Genomic DNA, 26,041 nt, shown 5'->3' on the forward strand with positions numbered 1-26,041 from the left:
CGTTTTTCAGCGTTCGCACGCTTAGCCGGTGATGAGCACTTCGTCTCCGACCACTTCGAAGCGGTGTGGCATGTCTTCGGAGACCCATTCCATGTATGCGACGAAGTCGTCAAAACGCTTGTCATCGCGCAGCAACACTTGGGGGCGATAGCGCTCATCGAAGGTCATCGGCAGAAATGAAACTCGGCCAATCCCGTTCTTTGAAACTTCTGCCTTTGCCAGCAGACCAAGAGTGCAGTCCTTCCCGTAAGGCATGAGGGGGTAGGTAGGGTCTAGGTCGGTATGGTTCCTGACTGCACCGTGCGCCCAAGCCGGCTCATTGGTCCACGAAGGAGCAGCAAAGGACTTCGTCATGGCGAAAACACCCAAGCTGTAGAAGACTACCTTTCCCTTGTAAACCTCGATAGCCTTCGGAATATGGGGTGCGTGGCACACGACCATATCGGCACCTGCGTCGATCGCCGCATGCGCCACGGTGACTTGGTAGTCGGAGATCACCCGTGGTAGGCGGATTACGCCAGAGTGGAAGGCCAGGATGACTACATCAGCCTGAGAGCGTAAGGCGGTGACGTCCTCAATGAGTCGCCGTAGGTCGTCAGCATTAGGTTCGGTGTGCACGCGCACAGGTTGATGCGGCCCGCGCGTTTCATAGGTCGTCTTGACCCGCACATTTGTCACGCCGGGCTTCTGAGGTCCGGCGTCGCTGCCTGCCGCTCCTACCGAGGTGTAGCCCAGGTAACCGACCCTCACGCCGTTGCGCTCGACAATCGCGGGCTGGCGCGCCTCCGCGAGATTACGTCCTGCGCCCGTAACCTGGACGCCGCTTTCCATGAGCAGGTCTCTCGTATCCACAAGAGCGTCAGGTCCAGCGTCATAGCTATGGTTGTTGGACATTGTCACAGCGTCGAACAGCCCTCCGGTGAAGAGCTTCGACATTTCTACGGGCTGACATACCTGCGGTGCATGGTCAGACTTGACCCCGCGAGTCGAATAGGTCCGCATACAGTTGACGAACCGGAAGTTCGCCTTCTCCAGAACCGGCTGGACCAGCTCAGTGTAGCCCTCAATCGGGTATCCCTCAGCAGGCCCATGGGTGGGTCCACAATCTCCAGCAATAACTACGGTTGAAGTGTCTGACATTGCGCCTCCTTTGATGTTCGGTCCGCTGAAACCTTCTGACCCGTTCGACGTCGAGTCTTTCCGAGAAATCCTCTTCTTTCAGTCGAAATTGTTCCACCATGAAAGATCATGCCCTCAGGGCTTCAAGAGGGCGCTCTCAAGCGAGATCGATTCTTTCAGTTCCGGTCAATGAAATGCGTGCTGATTATAGAAACCCATGATAGCATTTTCTTGCCGGTCCACGAGTCTATCTTGTGGATCGAGGAGGCTTGGGAAGCGCAACCGGCTGCATATACGAGACATAGCGAGGACAGACATGGATAGAAGTGATCGCGGGCAAGGATGGACGAGTAGGGCTCGACTGGAAGGGAAAGTCGCGGTGGTCATTGGGGCAGGACAGGCGCCTGGGGAAGGGATCGGCAACGGCAGGGCGGCAGCCGTTCGCTTCGCGCGGGAAGGGGCGCGCGTGGTGGCCGTCGACCGGTCGATCGAGTCAGCTGAGGAAACAGCCGAGATGATCCGGGCCGAAGGTTTTGAGGCCGTTGCGTTCGGCGCGGACGTGACTCGTGAGAACGAACTTGTCCAAGCCATCTACGGCGCAAAAGAGCGGTGGGGCTCGCTGGACGTACTCCACAACAACGTCGGGGTCAGCTTGGGCGGCGGTGACGCTGATTTAATGGACATCACCGAAGACAAGTTCGACAACATATGCCGAATTAATCTGCGAGGAACGGTGTTCGCTTGCAAACACGCCGTCGCGATCATGCGTGCGCAGCGCTCGGGCTCGATTGTCAACGTGTCATCCGCCGCAGGACCTGGGAAATACCCTTACGTGGCGTACAAGGCCAGCAAAGCGGGGGTGATCGCGTTTACAGAACAACTCGCGCTGCAAAATGCGCCGTTTGGGATTCGCGCCAACTGCGTGCTGCCGGGGTTGATTGCGACACCGATGGCGGTTGAGGCACGGGTTCGTGAATGGAGCCAGTCACGCGAGCAGGTGTTGGCGGACCGCGATGCCAAAGTACCGCTCGGGCGTCAGGGCAGCGCTTGGGATGTTGCGAACGCTGCGCTCTACCTTGCTTCTGACGAAGCGGATTTCGTCACTGGCGTTTCGCTTCTTGTCGACGGCGGCCGCATTCTGAATCGAATCTGAGTTGCCGTATTCGCCTTGTGGCGAATACGGCACAAAGCCTTACTTCGCTGAGACAATTCCCATCCAATATTGGAGTTCATTCCCGGAAGTCTCGACATCGTACTTCTGCATGAAGTCGAGACTTCCATCTGCACCAATCCGGAAAACGCTCAGGGCTGCAGGGACCTCTTTAAGTCCTGTACCAACCTCGACGGAGAGAGCCTTGATGCTCGCTGTCACGAGCAACGAGCCGCTTGGGTCACACGCGAAGGTCCGGACGTGAAAGGAATGCGTGTCGGCATGTTGCATGAGTTGAGGTTCGCCGGTATCTTGATCAAGCACATACACCGCAATGTTGTTTTCTCCGCCCGCAAAGACCTTTTGGCCATCTCTTTCGATTGTGTGGTCGGCTCGATTGGCGACATAAACGTATCGACCGGACGGATGAACGTGGATCGGGCCGGCAATTTGCCGCGCAGCGACGCTTTTGGAGTCTGCGAGCGTCTCTCGTGTATAAGCTGGTTCTTGTTCTATACGACCGTCAATGATGCGGAACATATACAGACGGTTCATACGCTCGTCAGACGCGTAAAGCCACGGTTTGGATGGGTGGAAGTCGACATGCCGTGGCCCGAACCCATACCCCCCCCATGGCGCAGCGACGTTTCCGACATCAAGCACACCATTGCGCATTTTGAACGAGCGAAGAGCGCCGGGGTCCTCGGGCTTGTCGCTCTGTGGTTTGTTCCCTCGGTCGACAATGAGTGCCGCATCTCCGGATGGAAATGTCATCACCTGGTGAGGATAGATTCCATAGTCGAGAGAGTGCGGTTGCTCAACTGCTTTGCCAATAGTCCCGTCCGCATTGATGCTATGAACGGTTATGCCGCTCATCGGATGATTGTGCGCGTTCAAGATGAACTGTCCGGTCGGGTCGACGCACATGTGGACCGCGCGCCGGTCGAGTGGCTGCGGATTGCCGTGCTGCGTCAGGGCTCCGTCTGGCCCGATGGCGAACGCACTGACGTGGTTGTAGTCCGACTTGACCCTGGGGCCACCGTTGCTGGTCGTAACGTAGAGGTACTGTCGCGACGGATGTGGCCACGCATACTGAATTTTCGCAGGGACCTGGATGCTGCACCTTCTCTCCAGAACGCCCGAAGCAACGTCGACCTGGTATTGGGTCAGGACGTTGTCGACGGCGCTATACAAGAACACCTTCCCTGTCATGTCTCCTCCAAGAGTGTGGATCGCTCAGTTGTTTGTCAGCTGTCGGTCTCAGCAGGGGACCGTCACGGCTGGCGTGCGCAGAAACATTCTTACGAAGACGGAGTGAACATCGGGATTGACGTGCCATTCGCTGATGTTTTGAAGACGGCCTTTACGCGCTGGCCGATCTTCACCGTGTCTAAATCGACGTCGACGATGTTTGTCATCACCACGGGTCCCTCATCAAGCGCCACGTACGCAATGCAATAGGGTGCTCCTGCTCCCCGTCGAGTCACGCTGTAGGTGTAGATTTCTCCATCGCCGCTTGCATCGCTCCAGACTACATCCGAACTCCAGCAGAATGGACACAGTTGGCGGGGATAGTGATGCGGCTGCCCGCAGGAGTTGCAGCGTTTGATCAATAGCCGGCCTTCCTTTGCGGCCGCGAAATATGGCTCGTCGCCCGGATTCATCGCGGGGTCGCCAATCTTTCTTTCAGGATTCTGTGCAGTCATCTCTTCTCACTCCCGTTCCAAGATAATGGTGGCTGCTCCATGGCGATGACCAATAGCGCCGCCGATACTGGTAGCAAGCGCCAGCGCGCAATCAGGAACCTGCACCTTGGCGTGAGCTTCTCCGCGCAGTTGCCGCACTGCTTCGATGATTTTTGTCATACCGCCCCTGTTCGATGGGTGGTTGTTACAGAGACCACCGCCATCGGTGTTGAAAGGGAGCCTCCCTGAACCGGAGATCAAGTTACCGTTGGCGACGAATTTGCCGCCTTCCCCCTTTTTGCAGAAACCGAGGTCTTCGAGTTGGAGAATTACAGTGATGGTGAAGCTGTCGTAGATCGACGCATACTGGATGTCAGATGGCGACACGCCTGCCTCTTCGAAAGCACGCGGACCCGTCCATGCTGCACCTGTGTACGTCAGGTCAATCTTCCCGCCCATCTGGTGTTTCGTTGATTCACCGCAGCCTAAAAGCTTAATCTTCGGACGGTTCAGGCTTTTAGCGATTTCGGGGCGCGCGACGATAATCGCCCCGCCACCGTCGCTTACAACGCAGGAGTCGAGACGGTGCAAGGGATCGGAAATCATCGGCGACGCCAGGACCTCGTCGACCGTTACGACGGACTGTAACATTGCTTGAGGGTTGTATTGCGCGTGGTGTGAAGCCGCAACCTTGACCCACGCAAGTTGCTCGCTAGTCGTGCCGTACTCATGCATATGACGCATCGCAGCCATTGCATATAGGTTCAACGTCACGGGGCTGTACGGAAGCTCGTAGGGCGCGTCAGGCAGGTTCACGCCACGAACGCGTACCTGCGTTCCGGAGATTCCCTCGGAATTTGGCCGGCCCGCGAGCGTGATGAGCGCGACGTTGCACTTCCCGGCGGCAATCGCCTCCGCGGCATGAGCAACGTGGATCAAGTAGGAGCACCCTCCCATGTCCGTCGAATCGATATGCTTCAGTTGATTGAGATTCAGATAATTCGCCAGGGACCACGCGTTGGCTCCTGGTGCGTCGCCGGCGCAAAAGAAGCCGTCGATATCATCTTTGGTCAAACCGGCATCTTCTATCGCACCTTTTGCTACCTCGGCATGCAATTGCGCCACAGAGTGATTGGGTGCTTTACGTAGTGGATGCTCATAGGCCCCAACGATGTAAGCCTTGCCTTTTACAGTCATACGCTCAACTCCTCTTCAACAGGTGAAGTCGCGACTCCCAGCACGCGCCTAGGGCCTGGGGCCTGGTCATGAACCACTTGCACCTCCGTCAAGTTTCGATGGATGAAACCGGTGCTGTTCAGTAAAACCAATGATACCATTGGTGGTGTGGGGCAGGCTAACGCTAAATTGGGAGGAGACAGAGGGGTGGTGGTTGATGTGCTCGGGGCGGCCGGCTTTAGCACGGTTTCGGTGAAAGCCTTCTCGGGCTCGTTGTCTCGTGGGCGACGATCTGCCCGTGCAGCTTTTTAATCGACTCTGAGTCGCAGGGCGCGTTTTCGGCTGGCGACGTTTTATACCGGCTAGTGGTGCCGGTTGTTGAGGAAAATATGAACGCGAAATTGAACGAACTTGACGATGTCTCGGCGGCTGCGCCGGTTCAGTCGGACTTTAAGGTGTGGCAGTGTGTCCTTTGCGGTTTCATTTACGACGAGGCCGAGGGTATTCCCGAGGACGGTATCCCTGCTGGCACGCGTTGGGAAGATGTGCCCGCCGACTGGCTGTGCCCGGAATGCTCGGTGGGAAAGAGTGATTTTGAAATGGTGGAGGTTTGATGTACGAGGGAGCTTGCGCCGATACTTCGTTATTTGGAATCGAGCGTCTGACTCGGGCCGCAAGAACGCGAGATCTCCGCATGCTTCCTTGTCTCGAGGATCTTTTATAATCACCCGCGCCGAGCATAGCGGGCAGCTCGGCGCAGGTCCCCTTGGTTCTCGCGATTCTTAGAGGCACGGAACAGCGCGCGTTACGCGCCCTAACAATGTTCCGCGTTATTGTTTTTGTATTCCGAGATTGGTAACGACTCGGCTCACTTCTGACACTTCATTCCTAAGGTACTTATTAAACTCCGGGGGCGTCATGGGAGACGTCTCAATGCCTTGACTAGCCAATCGCTCTCGAAGCGAATTATTGTTTATCGAGTCGCGCAGTGCCTCTGAAAGACGTTGAACCGCGTCTTTCGGGGTTCCGACGGGTGCGACAAGGCCCATCCAGGTGTAGAAACTATACCCGGGAGCTCCTTGCTCAGCCAAGGTTGGAACATTCGGTAGCGCCTTGAGCCTTGAGTTTGACGTAACTCCGAGGGCTCGAAGCTTACCTCCGTCCAGATAGCCCTTACTGCTGCTGTAAGCTTCGAAGATCATATTCACACGACCGCTCATCACGTCAGGCATCGCTGGTCCGTTGCCCTTGTAAGGGACGTGCAGAAGTTGCAACCCGGCCTTCTGAAGATAGAGTGCCGCCCCTAGATGTGTCCCGGTTCCGATGCCAGCCGAAGCATACGAAAGCTTGCCTGGATTCGCTTTCGCGCGGCTTATGAAGTCTGAAAGGGCTTTCTCTGGTTCGCTGGTAGAGACTTCGAGAAGTAGGGGCGATCTGCCGATGAACCCGATTCCGGTGAAGTCGCTCAAGAGGTTGTAGCCCGGATCCTGTCGCACCGATTGCTGATAAACCATAGTGCCCGCGGATGCTAACAGGGTGTATCCGTCGGGCCGAACCTCCTTGACGACGTTGATGCCTACCAGACCATCGCCGCCGGCCCGATTTTCGACGATGACGGACTGTTTAAGGCTGAGACTCATTTGCTGGGCAATCAGACGTGTCGTTACATCGAGCAGGCCGCCCGGACCGGTGTTCACAATGATCCGGACAGGGTGTGAAGGAAATGAATCTTCAGCGTGCACCTGGCTCGTTGAAATAAGCGAAATGCAAAAGACGTGCGCAAGGTTGACCAGAAGCTTTGACATTGAAGGCGACTCTTGAGAGGAAAATGTTTCTCAAATCCCGGCACCGGTCAGTTCGAAATTACCAGAAAAGGCCGATGCTCGAGATCGGTGTCTCTAACGTTGGCTTGCCGAGGCGTCACTCTTGTCGCCGCATCTTGACTCCGGCCGTGTCCTCATACATGCGAGCGAGTTGCTCAACGCTGGAGGAGCCTCCAAGCTGATTTTTTGCCTGTTCGAAGATCGCGAGGACCACATTCGGTATCAGCGTGGGCGCGCCCACTCGGTTGGCCAGGGAGGAACATGCCTTGAGATGACCGAGGTAAGAATCTATGGCAGCCCCAGATTCTGACTTGCCAGACGCAAGCGCCGGAAGAAGCGTTCGCGAAGCGTCGCTCCAACCCGAGCCTTTATTCACAACCAGCGCTATGTCATCGAGCTTGAGCCCGTACTTCAGCCCGGCGGATACGCATTCGTAGGTCACAGTTCGCCCGAGACATTCAAGACTGTTGATCAGAACATCCTCAATTGCTGGCAGGGGGTCCGTCGAACCTGCAAGGTCAGGCTTTGTCGTCTCCTTAGCCGCGGCCAGCTTGGTCGCTGCCATAGACTCGACGAGACCAACCATGTCTTCCAAACGTGCGCGATCGCCAATGGTGTTCAAACCAATCTGCAGCAGTCCGCGGGTAATGTTCATGATGGGCATCGGCACTGAGCGAGTCATGCCAAGTGACACCGCCTGATTGACATCCTTCAGCATCAGGGAGAGGGCAAAGTTGGTCGACTCCTTTCCTTCGACCAGAGCCGGAAGCATCTTCAATGTCGTTTGATTGCGAGCAGGTTCCCGGTTCAAAAATTCACTCAGGTATGCGAGCGAAAGGCCGGCCTTCACTCCCAGAGCGGCGATCTCCAAAGTGCCAAGGCGACAGGCCGCGTTCATCGCATTGTTGACCATCTTCATGGCTTGTCCGTCGCCAACGCGAGTGCCGCAGCGGAAGATTGTTTCAGTGATGGTTCGAAGCGCTGGAAGCGCCTTCTCAACTACATCGTCGGGGCCCGAAACCATGAGTGTTGCGCCACCGCTGGCAACAATGGATGGAGAAGCCGATACAGCGGCATCGATCATGCCAACGTCTTGACGAGCAAGAAGCTCTGCAATTTCTCGAGTCTCCTCGGGAACACCGCTGGTCTGATCGATAACAACTTTTCCGGCCGAAAGTCCTTCGCCTAAACCGCCAGGCCCGAAAATCAGTTCTCTTACATCGGAGCTTCGTGGAAGGCAAAGAAGGATCACGTCGCTCTCAGAGGCGAGCGCGGCCGCCGACGGAGCGACCTTCGCGCCCGCCTCAGCGAATGCCGTTGCAGCGTTCGCATTCAAATCCCACACGCAGAGCTCGTGCGCTGATAAAAATCGACGTGCCAGTTGACCGCCTAGCGCTCCCAGTCCGATGTAACCAATCTTCATCTTGCGTCGCCTCCCTAGTCGTTTGCCTATCTTTTCTACAGAACCCGCCTTCGTGGGCCGAGATCAAACGCCGGCTGAAGTGTTTCGGGTGTATGCGAAGCATCGTAGCACGCATTCTACTCATCAGTATCGATTCCATACAATGAAACCAAAAATGAAAGACGGCAGTCTGACGTCGTCGCGCTTACGGTTTCGTTGAATGGAACGGATTCCATTTATATTGACGTAGAAGCGCCCCGGATATAAAGTTGATGCAAGATTTCGTGGCGGCGCCAACCGTTGTATAGGACAGGGGTTAACCCTTTGTTTGTTCAGATGTGGCGAACGCGAAGTTGACATTCACAAAACTTAGGAGACGACCCACCATGCGGCATTCGACAATCTTCCAGACCGAGCGTTGACCGAAGGCATCCGTACGCTCGCCCTCTGCATGCTGTTCAACGCAGTGGACAGCCAGGCACGGGCCCTTTGCCTTTCGTGTCAAATGAGAACACCCTTGTGAACACAGACCAGTACGCACGATAACTGGCGGGATGGAGCAGACCATGGAGCAATCAGTACAGCCCCCTGTACAGGGTTGGAGCGGTGATCAGCCTGCTGAGGCATCGGCGACTGACAAGGAGGTGAAGGCAGCGTATCGGAAGGTCACCCTGAGACTTGTTCCGTTCTTATTTCTTTGTTGGGTAGTTAACTACATTGACCGGGTGAACCTCGGGTTCGCGAAGATTCCGCTGTCGAGAGATCTCGCGCTCTCGGACGCAGCCTACGGATTGGGGGTAGGGTTATTTTCGATCGGCTATGTCCTGTTTGAAGTTCCGAGCAACCTGATGTTGGAGCGAACCGGTGCGCGGCTCACCATGGCGCGAATTATGTTTCTGTGGGGCTGCATCACTTGCTTGATGATGTTCATACAGACGAGCACGCAGTTCTACATCGCCCGAATTGCGCTTGGAGCTGCCGAAGCCGGCTTCTACCCTGGTCTATTGCTCTATCTCACCTATTGGTTTCCGTCCGCTCGTCGCGCACGCATCACGTCGCGCTTCTTGCTCGCAATTGCGGTATCAGGAATGATTGGAGGACCCTTGGCCGGTTGGATCCTCAACACGTTCGTCGACGTTGGCGGACTTCGTAACTGGCAATGGCTGTTCTTGCTTGAAGGGATACCCGCAGTCCTGCTCGGGGTCTTCGCTTACTTTTATCTCGATGATAAACCCGATCAGGCAAAATGGCTGACGGACGCGGAGCGCAAGATTATCTTGGATAACATCCAAGCGGATCGCGCATTCAAAGGCAAGCCTGCTCATTCTGGACTGGTCGCGGTTCTTCGCGACCCACGCGTCTATGTGGTCGTGCTCGCATCGTTGGTTACGCCAATGCTGGGCATCGTTATGAATTACTGGACGCCCACTATCATTCATCGAGCAGGTGTCACCAACATCCTGCACCTATCTCTACTTTCTGCGATCCCGTCCGTTATCGGTGCGATTGGGATGATTGTCATTGCCCGACACTCCGACCACCGCGTCGAGCGCCGCTGGCATTACCTGTTCTCGATATCTATTGGGGCAGTGGGGCTCGTCCTGCTTCCGAGTGTGGTCCACAGCCCGGTCTTGACAATCGGCTGCCTTTCGCTGCTGGCAATCGCATATTACGCGGGTAGCACAATGTTCTGGACGATTCCCCCGGCGTATTTCCCGGCAGCATCTGTTGCGGCTGGCATCGCGTTGATGAGCAGCTTGGGACAGGCAGGTTCACTGCTGACACCGACCTGGCTGGGCTGGCTGATGACCAATACTCATAGCATCGCCATCGGGCTATACACCATTGCAGCAATCGCACTTGCCGGTGGCTTCATCATTGTGTTGGGGGTTCCGGCTTCCAAGCTGAGGGAACGGCGTGATGAGTCCGTGTAGCAGAAAGGCTTGGCGCTGTCCAAGAGATAATTGAATCTTGTCCTCTCGAGTTTAACAATGACTGAACCAACCGCTCCTGCAAACCACGTTATCTCTGAGCCGATCGGATTTATCGGCCTTGGGGCGATGGGCGCCCCAATGGTGCGTCATCTTGCGACGCTCGGGTACTCGTTGCTCGTGTACGACACCAACGCATCGGCCGTCGCTTCGGCTGTCGAGCGAGGTGCGCAATCGATGACGTCAGCCAAAGCGATTGCTGATCGCGCCGCAATCGTGTTGACTTGCTTGCCATCACTGCCGGCCATCAAGGAAGTCGTTTTTGGAGAAGAAGGTGTTTCGAAAGGCGGCGCCGCACGTATCCTGGTTGATTTCTCGACGACCGGGGCACGATTCGCTCAAGACCTCGCAGCGGATCTCAAGTCCTTCGAAATCGACCTGCTTGACTCTCCTATTACAGGCAACGTGACAACGGCGGGGAATGGCAAACTCGGAATCATGTGTTCTGGGCCCGAGCGCGCGTTCGAACGTGTTGCTCCCATCATGCGAGACCTGGCAAGCCTGGAGGTGCTGTATCTAGGTGAGGAGACCGGAAAGGCTCAGACGCTCAAACTTCTCAATAACTCGCTGTCGGCCACCGGCATGGCGTCCGCCTGCGAAGCGTTCATTCTGGGCGTCAAGGGCGGACTAAACCCTCAACGGATGCTTGAAATCATAAATTCAGGCGACGCAAGCAGCAGCGCGACCCGAAATAAGTTCGGACGGTCGGTGCTGCCGCGCAAGTTCGATTTCGGAGCTCGCATGGCCATTACGGCCAAGGACATCTCACTGACGGTCGAAGAGGCCCAAAATCGCGGGGTTCCGATGTGGGTTGCACAAACCGTGCAGCAAGTCTGGAAGTATGCAGCAATGCAGGGGGGAGCGGACCGCGACGGAACTTCGCTTATTACCTATCTTGAGCCGTGGTCTGGGGTCGAGGTGGCGAGCCGCGGAGAGGCCATCTCTTGCGAGCGGGCGGTTTCGGTGGGCGCAACCTTCGTTCCCCACATTCTTATATGTGACGAATCCGAGGCTGAGCCTATTTCTCTCCGATTGCGTGAGCAGGGATTTAAAGTCGAGATACCGCACGGTGAGGCAGGGGCGGCGCAACCTACGACCGTGCCAGCTCGATCTTTCGGGACGTGCGTCTTGATCGGCGTGAAGGAAAGTGACGAACAGTCCCTTCTTGTGAAGCGCATTCGCCAAGCAGCCGGCGAAGGCGGGGTTGTCATCAACACTCGAACGATGTCCATAGCCGAATCCACTCGTTTTCACCAGCAGACACGAGAGCTCGGCCTCAAATGCGTTGATGGCTTGCACACTGGACCGTCCCACGAACGTCGATCGGGCCAAGGGGTAATCATCGTCGGCGGCGCGGCCGCTGCCATCGACGCAGTAGTGCCACTACTGGCCGCGTTGAGTCGTCGAGTGTTTGTGATCTCGGAGCGGCCAGGGGACGCCCAGTTGATGCACATGATTCACGCGTCGTTGTTTGCGACACTTCTTGTCGTTACGTCCGAGGCATTCGTCGCAGGGGCCAAGGCTGGACTGACTCCGTTGCAGATGAGAACGATTATGGGCATCGAGACCGGAAGAAACGCCGCGAGCGCTCGGATCCTCCCAGAGCAGGTAGCGACTCGCCGCTTTGACTATGGGTTGACCCTCGCACAGGCTAGGCGCCACCTGACTATGGCAACGGATGCGGCGCGTCAACTGGGTGTTACAACGTGGATTTTCGACAAGGTCTTGGGAGTCTATGGCCTCGTGTGCAGTGGCGGACATTCGCCTGAAGACGTGAGTTCTATCGCAAAGCAGTACGAGTCCTGGGCGCAAGTCAAGGTCGAAAACGTCGATCGCGCACAGCAGGCCGCGTAGAAACGTTTTTGTCAGCGAGTATCTCTAGTCGTCGAAGTGCCGGGGGCGGCGAGGCGAAGCTTCTGCCGGCCCGACAGTCGACAGCCAGCATCAGCATTGAACGAAGAGAGGTTCCGAAGTGACGACGCAGAACGAGACTGACACCAGCCCAGCGACAGTGGTGGATTTTCGGGGCAACAACGATCGAGATCTCAAAGCGCTGGATTCCTGGACAAAGCGACGCGTCGAAGAAGCCCTGGAGCCTGAGCTTCCTATCATCGACCCGCATCACCATATTTGGAATGACGAGCGCGGGCGCTATCTCGCGGACGAACTGCTAGCTGACATAGGAACGGGCCATCGGATCGAGGCGACCGTGTACATGCAGTTTAAAGCGAACTACCGTGAGACCGGTCCAGAGTCGATGCGCCCAGTTGGTGAAGTTGAGTTCGCTAGCATGTTTGCCGATGCATGCGCGACCGAGCGACCGGAAGGCCCCAAGTTGTGCGCCGGAATTGTCGGGCATGCAGATCTTCTGCTCGGCAGCGATGTGCAAGCTGTACTCGATACGATGCTTGAGGCGGGTCGCGGCCGCTTGCGCGGAATCCGGCACGGTGCAACGTTTGATTCGGGACAGGCCGGATTTGGGCGCGCGTTCGCCCGTCCTCACGTTCTTCTGGATTCCAACTTCCGAGAAGGATTCGCGAGGCTCGCGCCACTGAACCTATCATTCGATGCGTGGATTTTCTATCCCCAATTACCAGATCTGATAAGCCTTCTTCGCGAGTTTCCGGATACGAATGTCATCCTTGACCACGCGGGTGGCATCCTCGGCGTTCCGCCGCATGTGAATCGTCCCGAGGTGTTCTCGACTTGGCGCGCGTACATCCAGCAGCTTTCGCAGCATCCAAATTTGACGGTCAAGATCGGTGGGCTCGGGATGCTCTACTGCGGCTGGAACTATCATCTGTATTCGGAACCCCCGACATCCGAAGCACTAGCCGCATCTTGGAGACCGTACATTGAGACCTGTATCGAATTCTTCGGCCCTGAACGTTGCATGTTCGAGAGCAACTTTCCGGTCGATAAGCAAACCTGCGGATACGGTGTGCTTTGGAATGCCTTCAAGCGCGTAACGCGACACTACTCCGAATCTGAGAAGCGCGCGCTTTATCGCGACAATGCCGCTCGGATCTATCGGCTTCAGTAGGGGTTCAGAACCTCCGGTGAGGTGCAATACCTGTTAGTTGGAAGCTTCGGTTGCTATGTGGAACGTGTTACGCCGTGAGCTTCACCGCCGCGTAAATTTAATCGGTGCGCTCATCGGGGAGTCGTTTGAGGAAACCTACCAAAGATTTCCGCAAGCGACTTTTTTTCACCCGCAGCTCAGCGGCGAGCAGGCATTTCTAGCTGGATATATCGTTCGCACCAACGTACTGGCCCGACGTTGGCCGCTCGGAGCTGTCGATAAGCGTTTTCGTTTTGAGCATCGAGCGCTGCGTGCGCCCAGGAATGTTGACCGACGCGGCAAGACTACGACTGCTGTGACATAGGAGGCGTGGCCGAACACAAGCAGTCGTTCAACCGCTCAAGTAGAAATGCGAGTCCCGTCCAGCCTCGCTCCTCGATCAGCGCTCGGCGGTTCGAGAGTGCGGCGCTCACCAAAAACATTGTAAAACGCGGTCATCTTCAGGGCCGGCGACAGCGTTTTCACACCATATCTGAGCCTCGATAGCCTTTCCGTAATCTACGGTCTCACCGAATTCGTAAGTTTCACTCAATGAAACGCGTTCCTTTTTCGTTGACACTGCGGTACCTTCGACGTACAGTCGATTCTGACGCTGCCGAGATTGCACGGCACCGATACCCTCCAGCTAATTCGCAGAGATGTGGGAACGCTAACCATCAATGAGTGAATATCTCTCTCTCCGTTACGCCAGCTTCATAACGGAATCGAATATTGAGCATATGCCGCCAGACGCGGTCGACTACGGGAAGATGCTTCTGGCAAGTACGCTCGCCAGCGCGGCGTTGGGATCAACTCTCGATTCGAGCAAGCTCATCAGGTCGCTGGAGCTGAGCAGAGGAGGAGCGTCTGAGAGTTCGGCGTGGTTCGGCAAGTGGGAGCATTTGCCAGTGGTGGCAAGTGCTAGGTTGAACGCGCTAATGAGCGACGCTGCTGCGTCTGACGATAGCGACCTTCGTAACATCGTGCATAGCGGAACCCAAGCATGCGCAGCGGCGATGGCAGTGGGAGAAGCGCGCGGAGCATCGGGCGCCGAAATCGTTGAGGCGATCATTGTTGGGTATGAGATCGCGGGCAACATCAACACAGCGATGATTGGCGGGTTGCAGCGCAAGGGTTTCCACGGGTGCGTTGTTGCGACTTTTGCGGCGGCGGCGGCGGCCGCGCGTTTGCTCAACCTGAGCCGAGACGCTGCGGCGCATGCGTTATCGTTGGCCGCCACTTCCATGGGCGGCCTGCACGCAGCGGCAGCGACAAGTCTTGCTCGTGAATACCACGCTGGCAATGCTGCAATGATGGGCGTCTACAGCGCTCAGGCGGCCGGGCTGGGATACGAGGCAGAGCTCGGAACATTCGAAATGAAGCGTGGTTTCTTCGAGACTCTGGGTGGGGAACACGATGCCAGCGCCGTGATCGACCAGTTGGGAAGTAAGTGGAGCATTTTGACTGAACTCGGAATCAAGATGGTCCCGGGCGGCTCTCCGTTTCATGCGGTGGCAGAAGCGGCGGCCCTCGCCGCAAGAGAAGGAGAGTTGGATGTGACTGACATCCACCACATCTCGTTCACGTTGCCCGACTACCCGTTTCCCGGACCAAAGAATCCAACCGATCTAATTGGCATCGCACATAGTCCCTTCTACTTTGCTGCGGCCGGCGCAGCTGATCAAGATTACAGTTGGCCGCATGCATTCCCCGAAAAGATTTCTGACCCCCGCATTAGATCTCTGTTCGATCGCGTGACGCGGGTCGACTACGACGTCCCAGATAAGAACCTGTACAAAAGCGGCGCTATCGTCAAGATTGAGACGAATGATGGACGTGTTATTGAGCGGTCGATCCGCTTTCCGAAAGGCGCTGCCGTGCGCGGCATCGAATGGGATCAGGTCGAATCTAAATATAGGGCGCTCATGCCATACGGAGGCGCCAATGTGGACGCGATTGACAGAAGCTTTCAATTGATACGAGGGCTGACCGCACTTGATGATATTAAGGTTTTGGTCGACACGCTAAACAACGAGTAAGAAGATTCTAAGATCCGTTGGTCGTCGCCTGCATCGAATCGAGCGAGCCTTCGGGAAGAGATGCAGGCGGAAGAGGTCCAGTAAGCGAGACACAAAACAAGATTAGGAGACAGTTAATGACTAGGTTGACGAGACTTATCGCAGGAGTGATCATTTCGGCTACTGTGGCCGCGCCCCTCGGCGCTTGGGCCGCCGATGACTTCCCGACACGCTCGATCCGCGTTATCGTGCCAGTCGCTGCCGGCGGCTGGGGAGACGTGACGACTCGTGTGATTTGCCAGCGGCTCGGAGAAATCTTGGGGCAATCGATTATCGTTGATAATCGTACTGGGGCTGGGGGCTTGGTAGGAATCCGTTACACCAAGGAGCAACCGGCAGATGGATATACTTTGATGTCGACAGGTAGCACGCTCGCAATCCAGCAGTCCCTCAATAAAGAACCCGGCTACGACGCACTGAAAGATTTCATCGATGTAGGGACGATGGTTCGGTCACCGGCGCTGATCGTGACGAGCAGCAAGTCAACCTACAAGTCTCTCTCAGACTTGCTTAAAGACGCGAAGGAAAAGCCAGGCACTATCAGCTATGGCTCTGCCGGCGTCGGCACTACGACACACATCGCTGCCGCAATGCTGCTGAAGAAGGCGGGCGTACAGATGCAACACGTTCCCTATAAGGGGAATGGTGCAGCGATGCCTGACGTAATTGCAGGTCGGGTCAGTTTTTTGATTGATGCGTACGGCAGCAGTCAACCCGGTTTGAACGGCGGACTGCTGCGTGCCTTGGCAGTCACGTCCGACGCGCCGGTCAGCGTGCTTCCGAATCTCCCGACGGCAGCGCAACAGGGAGTTCCTGGCTTCAGTTACTACTACTGGCTCGCGCTCTTCGCACCGGCGGGCACACCTCCCGACAGAGTAAAGAAGCTATCCGACGCGTTAGCGAAGACGTTGAACGATCCGAAAATCAAGTCCAGACTTCAGTCCGAGGGAACTGAGCCTTTTTACGCATCGCCCACGGAATCCGAGGCCTTCTTGCGAAAAGATCTGGAAACCACTAGTCAAGTCATCAAGGATACGGGCATTCCGAAGCAATAGATTTCGAATCCGCCAAGGCATAAGTCAGGAGCAGACGATGATTTCGGTAGCATACATTGGACCGAGTGGCGATTGGGCGAACCGCCTGGAGTGCCTTCCCGAGTTGACGAGATGTAATCCAAGTGAGGCCGGGACGGCACCGGGAGGAGGTGGTCACCGCCGAGCGCTTGTGGCTATTGAACAAGCCCTCGGTTGCAACATCGTGTTCTTACGCCTCGGCGAAGCAGATAAAGCAGAGCCTGCGAAGTTCGATAGGGAAGAATGCCTTAGCCGGCTTTCGCCAGGGACAGTACTTGTCGACCTGGACGGTGAGGCGAATTGGTGGAGTGAGGAAGCCGAACTTCGACTTAAGCAGCACGATGTACTTTTTATATCGGCGACCACCATTCGCGACCTTGGATCAGAGGTGAGTACGGTACTCATTTCGGGGCACCAAGATGCCTATGCGAAGGCCTTACCTATTCTTCAAGCAATCGACTCGGTCGTATACTGCGGACCGCGATTGGTGCATGCGCACGCAGTGGCGTTGATGAACCAGACGATGTACCTCACGGGTCGGCTTTTGAACTTGGAATCGGTGGCGATGGGGTTCCGAGCGGGACTCGCGTTGGCCGACATGGTCGAGGCGATAAACCTGAGCAGCGGACGAAGTCGAATCTCCGAAAAACTGCTTCCCGTCTTGTATAAGGATGGTCGCACGAGTGAGCAATCTTTAACCTCCGCGATTGGCGATTTGAATCGGATGATCGACCTCGGCACGGCACTGGGTGTTCCCATGCCTCTGACGACGCACACACGTTCGTTGCTTACAATGGGTGCAAATATGGTCGGGGCTGGCGCAGACCTAAACGACATGCACACCGTCATTGGATCCATGGCGGGAATTTTGGTCGGCAAACAGCCGGTTGAAGTCGTTCCCAGCCATCGCTCAGAACTTTTCGATAGAGACGTTTCCTCCACTACGCAAGCGCCGATAATTGGCTACGTGGGCCTAGGAACGATGGGAGCGGCTTTGGCGCGGCAAGCGTTGAGCGTGGCAAGCGAACTCTATGTCTTTGATGTGAGTCAGGCGCGTGTCAGACAACTTGTCGAGATGGGGGCTTTTGCTGCGAGCGACATTCTCACGCTCGCGCGAAAGTGTGACGTCATCATGCTTTGCGTGCCGACTTCGAAGGACGTTCAGAATATCCTTTTTGGTGAGCGAGGAATAGCTGACGAATTAAGGACGGGAAAGATTGTCGTTGACCAAACGACAGGAAGTCCGTTCGATACGCGGATGATGGCTGAGAAGCTCCGAGAGCGGGGCGTTGCGCTAATTGATGCGCCTGTAACAGGCGGTCCAAAAGGAGCAGCCGAAGGTACGTTGGTCACTCTGTGTGGAGGGGACCCTACGGCGTATGCGGTCGTAGAGCCGCTATTGCAGAGGATGGGTGGGAAAGTTTCATATTTTGGCCCGAGCGGTAGTGGGCAAGCTGCCAAGCTGGTTAAGAACGCCCTAGGCGCGAGCAATCGAATCATTGTTTATGAATCGCTTGCATTGGCGTCAAAGATTGGCCTGCGTTTAGATCTACTGGATCACGTCATCGAACGAAGTTCGGGCTGGACTGCAGGCTTCCGCCGTGTCATTGCCGCAATTCGAACAGGTAAACCCACGGCCGACGTCAAGCTAGCATGGTATGTCAAAGACCTGGTACTGGTTTCGCAGATGGCGTCCGCCTTCTGTGTTCCGATGTCGCTGGCAAATACTGTTCGCGCCCGTGTTGAGGCAGCGCAGAACGTGCTTGGGGCAAATGTAAACGTCGATGCGCTAGCCGCTCTGTTTAAGATTCCACTCACGTATAGCGAAGAGAAAAATGAAACAATTTGATAAGTTCTATATTGACGGACGCTGGTGCGAGCCGGTTGGCAAGGAGAGCTTCGAGCTAATTGACCCCGCAACTGAGCTTCCATACGGACGCGTAGTTCTTGGCGCTCGGGAGGATGTTGATCGTGCAGTCGCGGCGGCGCGCAAGGCGTTCGAGTCCTTTAGCCAGACGCAGAAGGAACAGCGCATCGAACTGCTACAGAACGTCGTTGAGGCGTTCATACGTCGGCAGGATGACCTTATGTCGGCAGTCACGCAGGAGATGGGCGCGCCTGCTGCACTAACCGCACAAACGGGTACCGCATTGCAAGCCTTTCGGCAGGCTATTATCACACTCGGCGACTATTCGTTTGAACAGATGATGGCCGACAACATCGTTCGGAGAGAACCGATCGGTGTCTGCGGACTGATCTCGGCATGGAACTGGCCCCTGCAATTGCTTTGCACCAAGCTTGGATCCGCTCTGGCCGCAGGCTGTACTGTGGTGGTAAAGCCGAGTGAATACACGCCGGTCAGTGCATTGGTATTGGCCGAGGTCTTCGATTCTGCGGGCGTACCACCCGGAGTTTTCAACCTTGTCAATGGTGATGGTCCGACGGTCGGAGAGGCCATATCGAGGCACCGCGGGATCGACATGGTTTCGTTCACTGGGTCCACTCGAGCAGGTGTGCTCGTAGCCCAGGCTGCAGCCGATACGGTCAAGCGGGTGTGCCAGGAACTCGGCGGAAAGTCCGCGAATATCATTCTTCCAGACGCCGACCTGGAGGCCGCCGCGCGCTTTAACGTGACGAGAGGCTTTTCCAATACGGGACAATCGTGTCATTCTCCGACCCGTATTCTCGTTAAAGATGATCAACTTGAAACTTTTCTCAACTTCGTTCGCCGTGAAGCCGAGAAAGTGCGGGTCGGAAATCCACAGGACGCCAACACCACGATTGGGCCGGTTGTCAACCGAGCTCAATTCGATCGGGTCCAAAGCTATATCGAAAAGGGAGTACAAGAAGGGGCGAGGTTGATTTTCGGCGGACCCGGGAGGCCTGAAAGGCTCGATCGAGGTTACTTCATTCGTCCGACAGTATTTGCTGACGTCACGCCCGACATGACAATCGCTCAAGAGGAAATCTTTGGGCCCGTCCTGTCTGTAATCACCTATCGCGACATTGAACAAGCGATTCAGATTGCAAACGGAACGTGCTATGGCCTTGGTGGTTATATCTTTGCCGGAGATCTTCAGGCGGCGCGAAAGGTGGGTGAACGCATGCAGGCTGGCCGCATATTCTTGAACGGCGCACCGTCCAATAATGTAGCTCCGATGGGCGGATACAAGCAGTCGGGAAATGGTCGTGAAATGGGCGTTTTCGGTCTCGAGGAGTACCTCGAAGTCAAAGCAATGATTGGCTTTGCCAGTTCGTGAGAGAGGCCAAATCGGGCATCTGACTGCCCTACCTGTGTGTCCCTCTGCCGTCTTCACGTCCTGAGACGAATTATTCGACCTTCGAAAAGGAGGCCACCGAGCGCGCTTGTTTCCGGCGCGTTCGGCATTCACCTGCGGCAAACCAAGACCCGGCGTCGCGCGTCGACACGTTGCATCAATGGGGTGAGCGGATCAAGGGAGTGATCAACCGAGTTTAACTCATCGGACGGGCGCTGCAAAGTCAGCTCCTGTAATTGGAACGGCGACATTAAGCAATGGCGCAGGCGAGCTTTTGGTATCGATTCACGCATGCTCTGGACGGTGGAGTCGCGTACGATTACACGCATCAGTGGCGCAATTGAGTTTTGGCTGCCCAACATACCATCAGGCCGCCGCTGGCTCAGGTTACTTTCGCAGCAAACCGATGCGTACACGGCGGCACCCTTCAAGAAAGGGTGGAATCGATTCGACGGTAAGACAGCGGTTGCGTCGATAAACCAACTGACTCCGTCTGACTCGATTGAGGGCGAACGCCGATGGAAAAGGCTCCGCTCGCACTTCGGCGTGGCAACATGCTGCTCGCGCGCTAGATAACACGATCTCGGCTTCGCTCCCTCTCTCGAGGGGCTTCGACCGCGAGCTCTTCGCGGTAGCACAGACGCTCTTGTCGAGGCCGAACAATGTTCATCACGTGTTGGTCGGGATAGGTTGGTCGAGCGTACCAACGGATGACAACCGCGCCGTACGGCGCGGCTGGTCAAGAGATGACGCAGATGGCTCAGAACCGGTGAATAATCCCCACGCCCGCAGCAAACATACTTCTGGACGACGACGGGGTTGAACTGAAACCATCACCGATGGTGGCGGTTGCGTTGATAATGTTGCCAGCACCGTTAGTGCCTAGAGTCTGCCCGTTCGCGCGTTGATAGGCTTGAAGGGCATACAGACCCGTGCGCTTTGATAATGCATAATATTCAGAAAGATTAAACTGCTGATATTGGGCACTGCTGCTGATTCCGTTCGCTTTCGTGGCGCGGGTGTAACTGTACGCGGCAGCGAGGTCCAACGGTGTGCTCGGCTTCCAGTGCAACTCAACGCCCCCGGTATTGAAAATCTCAAGATCACGGAATCTTGATCCCAGACCCGGAATGTATTGCACGTTGGTGTACGTCGCTCTGATGTCGAAAGAACCGCTAAAAGCGTAGCTGGCGCCGACACCGAATCTTTGTTGCGCTTGAGCGGTTTGATAGCCGTTCGTGACAGCCGACACGCCGGCTTGGGCACCGTTATTGGACGTGGCGGAGTCTGCGCCGAATGCGCCTCCGCCAGGAGTCGAATTGTTGATTCGAGAAAAAGCAACCCCGAATCCAATAGGGCCCTGAGTGTATTGAAGCCCCGTCGCCCAGGTCGAGCCTCTATACACACTCCCCGCTACGTTCCCGAAGGAATACGAACCGCTAAATCTGAAGCCGGCGATGGTTGGAGACATGTATTCCAGGGTGTTGTTCGCGCGGTACGTCGTGTCAAGGCCGTCAACGTCGCCAGGATGCGCGGCGAAATACCCTGATGTCCAACTGGTCGGTCCAAATTGCTGCAGGATCTGATAATACGAAGCATATTGGCGGCCCGCCGTGAGTGCCCCATATCGATCGTTTGTCAACCCGACAAAGGCCTGTCGGTTGAACAGTAATCCGCTTACGGACTGTGCGCCAGTCGAAGAGCTGAATCCTGCCTCCAACTGCGAAATTGCTTTAGTACCGCCACCAAGATCCTCGGCTGTCTTAAAGCCGAAACGGCTGCCTGCCCAGACACCGGTTGTCATTTTGATAGCGGATCGACCACCGGAGGTTGATCCCAAAGTGGTCTGGCTTGACTGATAGCTAAACCCCTGGTCTACGATCCCGTAGAGCGTGACGCTACTCTGCGCGTGTGCCGCGGACTGCCAAAGCGCCGCTGTACCCGCAACAATAAGCGCCGCTTGAAACTGCTGCCTCTTCATCTCCAATTCTCCTTTGTGGTTAGCTTTCGAGGGAAGCCTAATCTTTTACTGTGTGAGTAGTACTACTATAGAAACACGGGGCGCGATAGGCTAACGCGCTGTATTGCGGGACTGCAGCTTTAGGCAAGCAGATCCCGTTCTTGGAAAGCTTAGTAAGCGTATTGAGGCGCCGATACGATCGGAAAACTTGCGCGCCCCGATGATCCCTCTCTCGCCATTCTTCGAGCAAGGGATGCGATTTATTGTTGGGGCGCAAACAGGCGGACTCTAATCATCGGACCGACGGTGGTCACGCCCCGTGATGCGTGAAGTACGTGTCCGCCTTCAGTCCGCCAATCGATAAACACGAGCAGCAGTACCACTGAAAAGACATTGACGCTCGGTTTCCGAGAATTGACGCGTCAGTTTTTTGAACGCGTTCCAAAGCACCTGGTAACTACACATTCCGCGATCTACGGGAAAGTTGCTTTCGAACATGCAACGTTGCGGGCCGAATAGTTCGATACAGACATCAAAATATCGCTTCCAGTTTTCGACTAGTAAGTCGGAGGAAGGTGGTTCAGGAAGTTCGTTAAACGCGAATCCACCATACCGCATGGCGAGTCCGCCGAGCTTGATCACCGCGTTTTCACAGCGCGAAACGATTTCCAGCTTCTTTCGCCATTCGACGAAGACGTCTTCGCGCCGATCTGCATAAGGGCCAATACCGAGCGGACCGCCTGCATGATTAACCACGACGGTAAGGTCGGGGTTGTCGCGACAGACTTGAGCGACTTCGTCGAGTTGGGTGAAGAACGCCCAAAGGTCCAGCGAGAGCCCAAACTTGGAGATTGATTTCACAGCGGCCATCGCCTCAGGACGCGAGAGGACGTTCGGTACGTTATCGGCTGGCAAGACTTCCTTGCTCTCGTGCCAAACGATAGTCGGACGCACTCCGCGAAATCGGTCACCTCCAGCCGCCAAGTGAGATTCCAGCACAGGCTCGACCCGATTCCCAAGTAGCAGGTCGACGGTTCCAACGATGCCGGCACAAACCTTTGTCGGACCATAGAGGCCGCTGGCGCTCTGAGCCGCAATTCCGTTGATGAACTCCGTTTCTCCAACCGGCTTAAACTCTTCAGGACTAGAGGCACGGTACATGGATCTGCACTGTAGATGTACAGTTGCGACGACGTTATGCCCGGATGTGAAGTCCTGCAGGGCCTCGTCGAGGAGGTACCGGTCGCCAGGATGATCCCAGAGATGATGGTGCGGATCGATAATCGGTAGCGCAGGCTCTACGATTTCTTCTTTGCGCCGTGCAAGCCATGCTAAGTCTGCAACTGGGTGAGCTTTCAGCGCCGCTTGGATTGATTCGTCAGGCATGGGTGATTGGGTACTCGTGAGGGTTCGCAGTTTCGAGAGCAAGACGCTCGCAATCGGTCATTACTGATCTCGATAGGGCAAGACGCTCGCAATCGGCCATTACTGGTCTCGATAGGGCGTGGGTGCAATGGGATAGTCCACTCAGTCGCACCCCGCCTTCTTGTGGGACTCAGGTCGAGGCGTTTGCTTGACGCGACTTATCATCCTGCCCGGCTGAACGATTAACGAGAGAGTAATGAGGTTTGCTAGCCATGATTGCGACCAGGCTAACGAACCCAATGAACATGGTGTATCCAAAGAACAGGCGAATGCCTCCACCTTGCGCTGCGATGAGTGCGGTTGCGACGATGGGAAGCGGGCCTCCGAAGATTGCGCCAGAGGTTTGGTATCCAGCGGAGATTCCAGTGTAGCGAACAGAAGTCGGAAACATGTCTGCAAAAAGGGAAGCTTGAGAGCCGTGACAGGCCGCGTGTCCAATACCCAGCACGAAGACATAGCCCACTACGATTCCAATGTAAGACTTTGCTTCAACTGCGAAACAGAAGGGGAGCGCAGAAGCGAGGAGTACAAAGATGCCCCACACGAAGACCTTTCTTCGACCAATCTTGTCTGCCAGCGCACCGTACATCGGGATGGTGAACATCTCGACTGCCGCTCCGATACATACGGCGATCAGCATATCCGACTGGTTCATGCCGAGCTTTGATACGGTGTAGGAAACCATTGCTACAGCGCATGTATAGAAAAAGGTGTTCGGCGCTGCTTGGGCAAACATTACGCCGAAGAGCTGCCTCGGATATTCGCGAAGGACGGTCATGAACGGAACCTTCTCGATGTTTCCCGAAGCTCTGGCCTTGATGAAGGCAGGGGACTCAGAAACCTTATTTCGGATGTACATGCCTACGCCGAGCATCCCTGCGCTGAGAAGGAACGGGACTCGCCATCCCCAGTCCATAAGAGCCTGCTTGTCCAGGTTGATCATCAGCAGGAACGTTGCGTTTCCGAGTAGCAAGCCAAAAAACGAGGCGCTCTGCGGAACGCTGCCGAAAAGCCCGCGTTTCGACTCATCAGCGTGCTCGACCACTGCGACGATAGCGCCGCCATACTCGGCACCAGCGGAAAGGCCCTGCAGGACGCGAAGCAAGACTAGGAGAATCGCGCCGACCGATCCCGCAGTCTCATAGGTGGGGAGAAAACCAATCAGAGTGGTCGCCGCGCCCATGATGATGAAGCTCCAGAGCAGCGTCGTTTTCCGCCCAATCTTGTCACCAAGGTGACCGGCAATAACGCCTCCGATCGGACGAACCAACCAGGCCGTGGCAAATGCCATGAACCCCAAGATGGTTCCAATGGTGGGATCGAAGGTCGGGAAAAATAGCTTGTTTAGAAAGAGCGCGGAAATGATCCCGAAGATAAAGAAGTCGTACCACTCGATGGTGGAACCAATGAAGGTCGACGCGACGATCAAGCGCCGCTGGCGGACGCTAGAGCTAGGGGCAGATGTATCCATGTAGTGTCTCCGTTCGACCCGGTCTGAGTCTGTTTTATTGAGGCAACCGCAAAATTTCGAAAGCGAGATCAATCTAGCTCGGTTTACGGTTGTGGTCAATAAATTCAGAATCGGTTCCGAGCAGTGAAACTTGATGACTATCGTCTCACGCACGCATAATGCATATGGCTCGAGACCTAGAAGCTTCGGCAAGGCACCTATTGCGTATCAACTTGTCTCACTATACAGTACTTTTTAACGCCCGAACTCAGGGTATTCGCGGGGATGCGTGAGCGGTTCTTTGGCAGGATAGGTGCTGCCGCATTCCTTTGGATTGATGGAGAGGAAACTAGATGAACGTTCTTGTCACCGGCGGTGCTGGCTTTCTTGGCGCCTATCTCTCGAATGCGCTCCAGGCAGCTGGGCACGTGGTCTACACCTATGACATTGCATCGCCGCCTAAGGAGCTCTTGCATATTTCTCCCTTTTTGGAGAGCAACCTGCGTCGCGGGGCGATCGGTGACATTGACCGTTTGCTTGCTGTGTGCCGGTCGGACAAAATTGATGCCATCGTGCACGCGGCTGCCAGGGTGGGGCTCGAACCATCGCTGGACGATCCGGGTGGGTTCTATCAAACCAACGTGATGGGTCTGGTCAACGTCTGCGAGGTGGCTAGACAACTAGGCCTAGGCAAGGTGGTCTTTGTTTCAAGCAACACTGCATGTCATGCGGGGGTTGGCACCGTTCAGAAAGAGACGGACCCGGCGTTCTCTATCACGCGAGCTAACCCTTCGGCGCACTACGGAACGTCCAAGATGATTGGCGAAGCCATCGGGTTGTCGTACGCCGACTTCCACGATCTGGAGTTCGTTGCGCTTCGGGTTGCCGCGGTGTATGGCTTTGGCATGCGCATTCCGCTTTACATCAAGCCAATGGTTGAAAACTCTGTCGCGGGAAGGCCGACGCGCTTTGAAACCGGAGGGCGGATGAAGAGGGATTTGACTCATGTGCTGGACGTGAGCCGCGCCGTCGCACTCGCGCTGGACTGTCCGAAAATCGCTCGTGGAACGTCTCGGGTTTTAAATATTGCGGCGGGGCGGCTTGTTTCGCCTGCGGAGATTGCGGAAATCGTCCGTCGAGTCGTTCCCGGAGCGGATATCGAGATTGGCAACGAGCTCACGCCAATCGAGGAAGAGAACCTCAAGTCGCGTGTTCCTTTGGACGTAACCTTAGCTCGCGAGGTCCTTGGCTGGTCTCCAGCCTGGTCTATCGAAGAAGGAATCGAAGAATTCGCACAGCGCTTCCGGGATTATCTTAAGGCGACTTAAAGGCTGCGCCATGGCGTCTGCTAACGCCATGGCTCACGACGC

At 55.9% G+C, this 26,041-nt stretch carries 19 protein-coding genes; 10 read left to right on the plus strand and 9 right to left on the minus strand.

Annotation, left to right across the window (positions count from 1 at the left end; genetic code table 11):
* Positions 1 to 21: 21 nt before the first annotated feature.
* Positions 22 to 1,140 carry a CapA family protein gene (locus tag NOV72_RS10360; protein WP_106854494.1) on the minus strand — a complete coding sequence of 373 codons (1,119 nt, stop codon included), beginning with the start codon at positions 1,138 to 1,140 and terminating at the stop codon, positions 22 to 24.
* Between the two features lie 295 nt (positions 1,141 to 1,435).
* Between NOV72_RS10360 and NOV72_RS10365 the strand changes: the two genes are divergently transcribed.
* Positions 1,436 to 2,272 carry an SDR family NAD(P)-dependent oxidoreductase gene (locus tag NOV72_RS10365; RefSeq protein ID WP_106854495.1) on the plus strand — a complete coding sequence of 279 codons (837 nt, stop codon included), beginning with the start codon at positions 1,436 to 1,438 and terminating at the stop codon, positions 2,270 to 2,272.
* A gap of 39 nt (positions 2,273 to 2,311) precedes the next feature.
* On the opposite strand, the gene NOV72_RS10370 is transcribed toward NOV72_RS10365, so the two are convergent.
* From NOV72_RS10370 to NOV72_RS10380, 3 genes are all read right to left on the minus strand, one after another.
* Positions 2,312 to 3,481, minus strand: a complete 1,170-nt coding sequence (locus NOV72_RS10370; RefSeq protein WP_106854496.1) for a lactonase family protein — start codon at positions 3,479 to 3,481, stop codon at positions 2,312 to 2,314.
* Positions 3,482 to 3,570: 89 nt separating this feature from the next.
* The gene (locus NOV72_RS10375) at positions 3,571 to 3,975 is read right to left on the minus strand and encodes a Zn-ribbon domain-containing OB-fold protein (protein ID WP_106854497.1); all 405 of its coding nucleotides are present in this window, start codon (positions 3,973 to 3,975) and stop codon (positions 3,571 to 3,573) included.
* Positions 3,976 to 3,981: 6 nt separating this feature from the next.
* Entirely contained in the window at positions 3,982 to 5,151 is a 1,170-nt protein-coding gene (locus tag NOV72_RS10380) for a thiolase domain-containing protein (RefSeq protein WP_106854498.1), read from the minus strand.
* Positions 5,152 to 5,519: 368 nt separating this feature from the next.
* Here NOV72_RS10380 and NOV72_RS10385 point away from each other — a divergent pair, with 368 nt between their 5' ends.
* Complete coding sequence (locus tag NOV72_RS10385) at positions 5,520 to 5,744, plus strand: rubredoxin (protein WP_106854616.1); 225 nt, start codon at positions 5,520 to 5,522, stop codon at positions 5,742 to 5,744.
* Positions 5,745 to 5,960: 216 nt separating this feature from the next.
* Here the strand turns inward: NOV72_RS10385 and NOV72_RS10390 are convergent, their stop codons facing one another.
* Both NOV72_RS10390 and NOV72_RS10395 read right to left on the minus strand, forming a co-directional pair.
* The gene (locus tag NOV72_RS10390) at positions 5,961 to 6,935 is read right to left on the minus strand and encodes a Bug family tripartite tricarboxylate transporter substrate binding protein (RefSeq protein ID WP_106854499.1); all 975 of its coding nucleotides are present in this window, start codon (positions 6,933 to 6,935) and stop codon (positions 5,961 to 5,963) included.
* A 115-nt stretch (positions 6,936 to 7,050) separates the two neighbouring features.
* Positions 7,051 to 8,376: an NAD-binding protein gene (locus NOV72_RS10395; RefSeq protein WP_106854500.1), complete on the minus strand. Its 1,326-nt coding sequence runs from the start codon at positions 8,374 to 8,376 to the stop codon at positions 7,051 to 7,053.
* Between the two features lie 545 nt (positions 8,377 to 8,921).
* Here NOV72_RS10395 and NOV72_RS10400 point away from each other — a divergent pair.
* From NOV72_RS10400 to NOV72_RS10430, 7 genes are all read left to right on the plus strand, one after another.
* Complete coding sequence (locus NOV72_RS10400; RefSeq protein ID WP_216858873.1) at positions 8,922 to 10,289, plus strand: MFS transporter; 1,368 nt, start codon at positions 8,922 to 8,924, stop codon at positions 10,287 to 10,289.
* 57 nt (positions 10,290 to 10,346) lie between these two features.
* Positions 10,347 to 12,200 (plus strand): NAD-binding protein, encoded by a 1,854-nt coding sequence (locus NOV72_RS10405; RefSeq protein ID WP_106854502.1) that lies wholly within the window; start codon positions 10,347 to 10,349, stop codon positions 12,198 to 12,200.
* Between the two features lie 118 nt (positions 12,201 to 12,318).
* Positions 12,319 to 13,389, plus strand: coding sequence for an amidohydrolase family protein (locus NOV72_RS10410; protein ID WP_106854503.1), 1,071 nt, complete (start codon positions 12,319 to 12,321; stop codon positions 13,387 to 13,389).
* Between the two features lie 698 nt (positions 13,390 to 14,087).
* Complete coding sequence (locus NOV72_RS10415) at positions 14,088 to 15,446, plus strand: MmgE/PrpD family protein (protein WP_106854504.1); 1,359 nt, start codon at positions 14,088 to 14,090, stop codon at positions 15,444 to 15,446.
* A gap of 116 nt (positions 15,447 to 15,562) precedes the next feature.
* Entirely contained in the window at positions 15,563 to 16,540 is a 978-nt protein-coding gene (locus tag NOV72_RS10420) for a Bug family tripartite tricarboxylate transporter substrate binding protein (protein ID WP_245932981.1), read from the plus strand.
* Positions 16,541 to 16,709: 169 nt separating this feature from the next.
* Positions 16,710 to 18,407, plus strand: coding sequence for an NAD(P)-binding domain-containing protein (locus NOV72_RS10425; protein ID WP_181290969.1), 1,698 nt, complete (start codon positions 16,710 to 16,712; stop codon positions 18,405 to 18,407).
* The gene (locus NOV72_RS10430; RefSeq protein WP_106854506.1) at positions 18,394 to 19,818 is read left to right on the plus strand and encodes an aldehyde dehydrogenase family protein; all 1,425 of its coding nucleotides are present in this window, start codon (positions 18,394 to 18,396) and stop codon (positions 19,816 to 19,818) included. Before NOV72_RS10425 ends, NOV72_RS10430 begins: the two co-directional genes overlap by 14 nt.
* A 778-nt stretch (positions 19,819 to 20,596) precedes the next feature.
* Here NOV72_RS10430 and NOV72_RS10435 read toward each other — a convergent pair.
* The 3 genes from NOV72_RS10435 to NOV72_RS10445 form a co-directional block, all read right to left on the minus strand.
* Positions 20,597 to 21,817: a porin gene (locus NOV72_RS10435; RefSeq protein ID WP_106854507.1), complete on the minus strand. Its 1,221-nt coding sequence runs from the start codon at positions 21,815 to 21,817 to the stop codon at positions 20,597 to 20,599.
* A 324-nt stretch (positions 21,818 to 22,141) separates the two neighbouring features.
* The gene (locus NOV72_RS10440; protein ID WP_106854508.1) at positions 22,142 to 23,182 is read right to left on the minus strand and encodes an amidohydrolase family protein; all 1,041 of its coding nucleotides are present in this window, start codon (positions 23,180 to 23,182) and stop codon (positions 22,142 to 22,144) included.
* 169 nt (positions 23,183 to 23,351) lie between these two features.
* The gene (locus tag NOV72_RS10445; protein ID WP_106854509.1) at positions 23,352 to 24,692 is read right to left on the minus strand and encodes an MFS transporter; all 1,341 of its coding nucleotides are present in this window, start codon (positions 24,690 to 24,692) and stop codon (positions 23,352 to 23,354) included.
* A 332-nt stretch (positions 24,693 to 25,024) separates the two neighbouring features.
* Between NOV72_RS10445 and NOV72_RS10450 the strand changes: the two genes are divergently transcribed.
* Positions 25,025 to 25,999, plus strand: coding sequence for an NAD-dependent epimerase/dehydratase family protein (locus NOV72_RS10450; protein WP_106854510.1), 975 nt, complete (start codon positions 25,025 to 25,027; stop codon positions 25,997 to 25,999).
* Positions 26,000 to 26,041: the final 42 nt, after the last annotated feature.

The organism is Caballeronia novacaledonica (assembly GCF_900258035.1).
Classification (GTDB): Bacteria; Pseudomonadota; Gammaproteobacteria; order Burkholderiales; family Burkholderiaceae; genus Caballeronia; species Caballeronia novacaledonica.

Coding starts and splice junctions, on each gene's coding strand:
- NOV72_RS10360 (WP_106854494.1), bottom strand. CDS start 1,140: ATGTCAGACACTTCAACCGTAGTTATTGCTGGAGATTGTGGACCCACC.
- NOV72_RS10365 (WP_106854495.1), top strand. CDS start 1,436: ATGGATAGAAGTGATCGCGGGCAAGGATGGACGAGTAGGGCTCGACTG.
- NOV72_RS10370 (WP_106854496.1), bottom strand. CDS start 3,481: ATGACAGGGAAGGTGTTCTTGTATAGCGCCGTCGACAACGTCCTGACC.
- NOV72_RS10375 (WP_106854497.1), bottom strand. CDS start 3,975: ATGACTGCACAGAATCCTGAAAGAAAGATTGGCGACCCCGCGATGAAT.
- NOV72_RS10380 (WP_106854498.1), bottom strand. CDS start 5,151: ATGACTGTAAAAGGCAAGGCTTACATCGTTGGGGCCTATGAGCATCCA.
- NOV72_RS10385 (WP_106854616.1), top strand. CDS start 5,520: ATGAACGCGAAATTGAACGAACTTGACGATGTCTCGGCGGCTGCGCCG.
- NOV72_RS10390 (WP_106854499.1), bottom strand. CDS start 6,935: ATGTCAAAGCTTCTGGTCAACCTTGCGCACGTCTTTTGCATTTCGCTT.
- NOV72_RS10395 (WP_106854500.1), bottom strand. CDS start 8,376: ATGAAGATTGGTTACATCGGACTGGGAGCGCTAGGCGGTCAACTGGCA.
- NOV72_RS10400 (WP_216858873.1), top strand. CDS start 8,922: ATGGAGCAATCAGTACAGCCCCCTGTACAGGGTTGGAGCGGTGATCAG.
- NOV72_RS10405 (WP_106854502.1), top strand. CDS start 10,347: ATGACTGAACCAACCGCTCCTGCAAACCACGTTATCTCTGAGCCGATC.
- NOV72_RS10415 (WP_106854504.1), top strand. CDS start 14,088: ATGAGTGAATATCTCTCTCTCCGTTACGCCAGCTTCATAACGGAATCG.
- NOV72_RS10420 (WP_245932981.1), top strand. CDS start 15,563: ATGACTAGGTTGACGAGACTTATCGCAGGAGTGATCATTTCGGCTACT.
- NOV72_RS10430 (WP_106854506.1), top strand. CDS start 18,394: ATGAAACAATTTGATAAGTTCTATATTGACGGACGCTGGTGCGAGCCG.
- NOV72_RS10435 (WP_106854507.1), bottom strand. CDS start 21,817: ATGAAGAGGCAGCAGTTTCAAGCGGCGCTTATTGTTGCGGGTACAGCG.
- NOV72_RS10440 (WP_106854508.1), bottom strand. CDS start 23,182: ATGCCTGACGAATCAATCCAAGCGGCGCTGAAAGCTCACCCAGTTGCA.
- NOV72_RS10445 (WP_106854509.1), bottom strand. CDS start 24,692: ATGGATACATCTGCCCCTAGCTCTAGCGTCCGCCAGCGGCGCTTGATC.
- NOV72_RS10450 (WP_106854510.1), top strand. CDS start 25,025: ATGAACGTTCTTGTCACCGGCGGTGCTGGCTTTCTTGGCGCCTATCTC.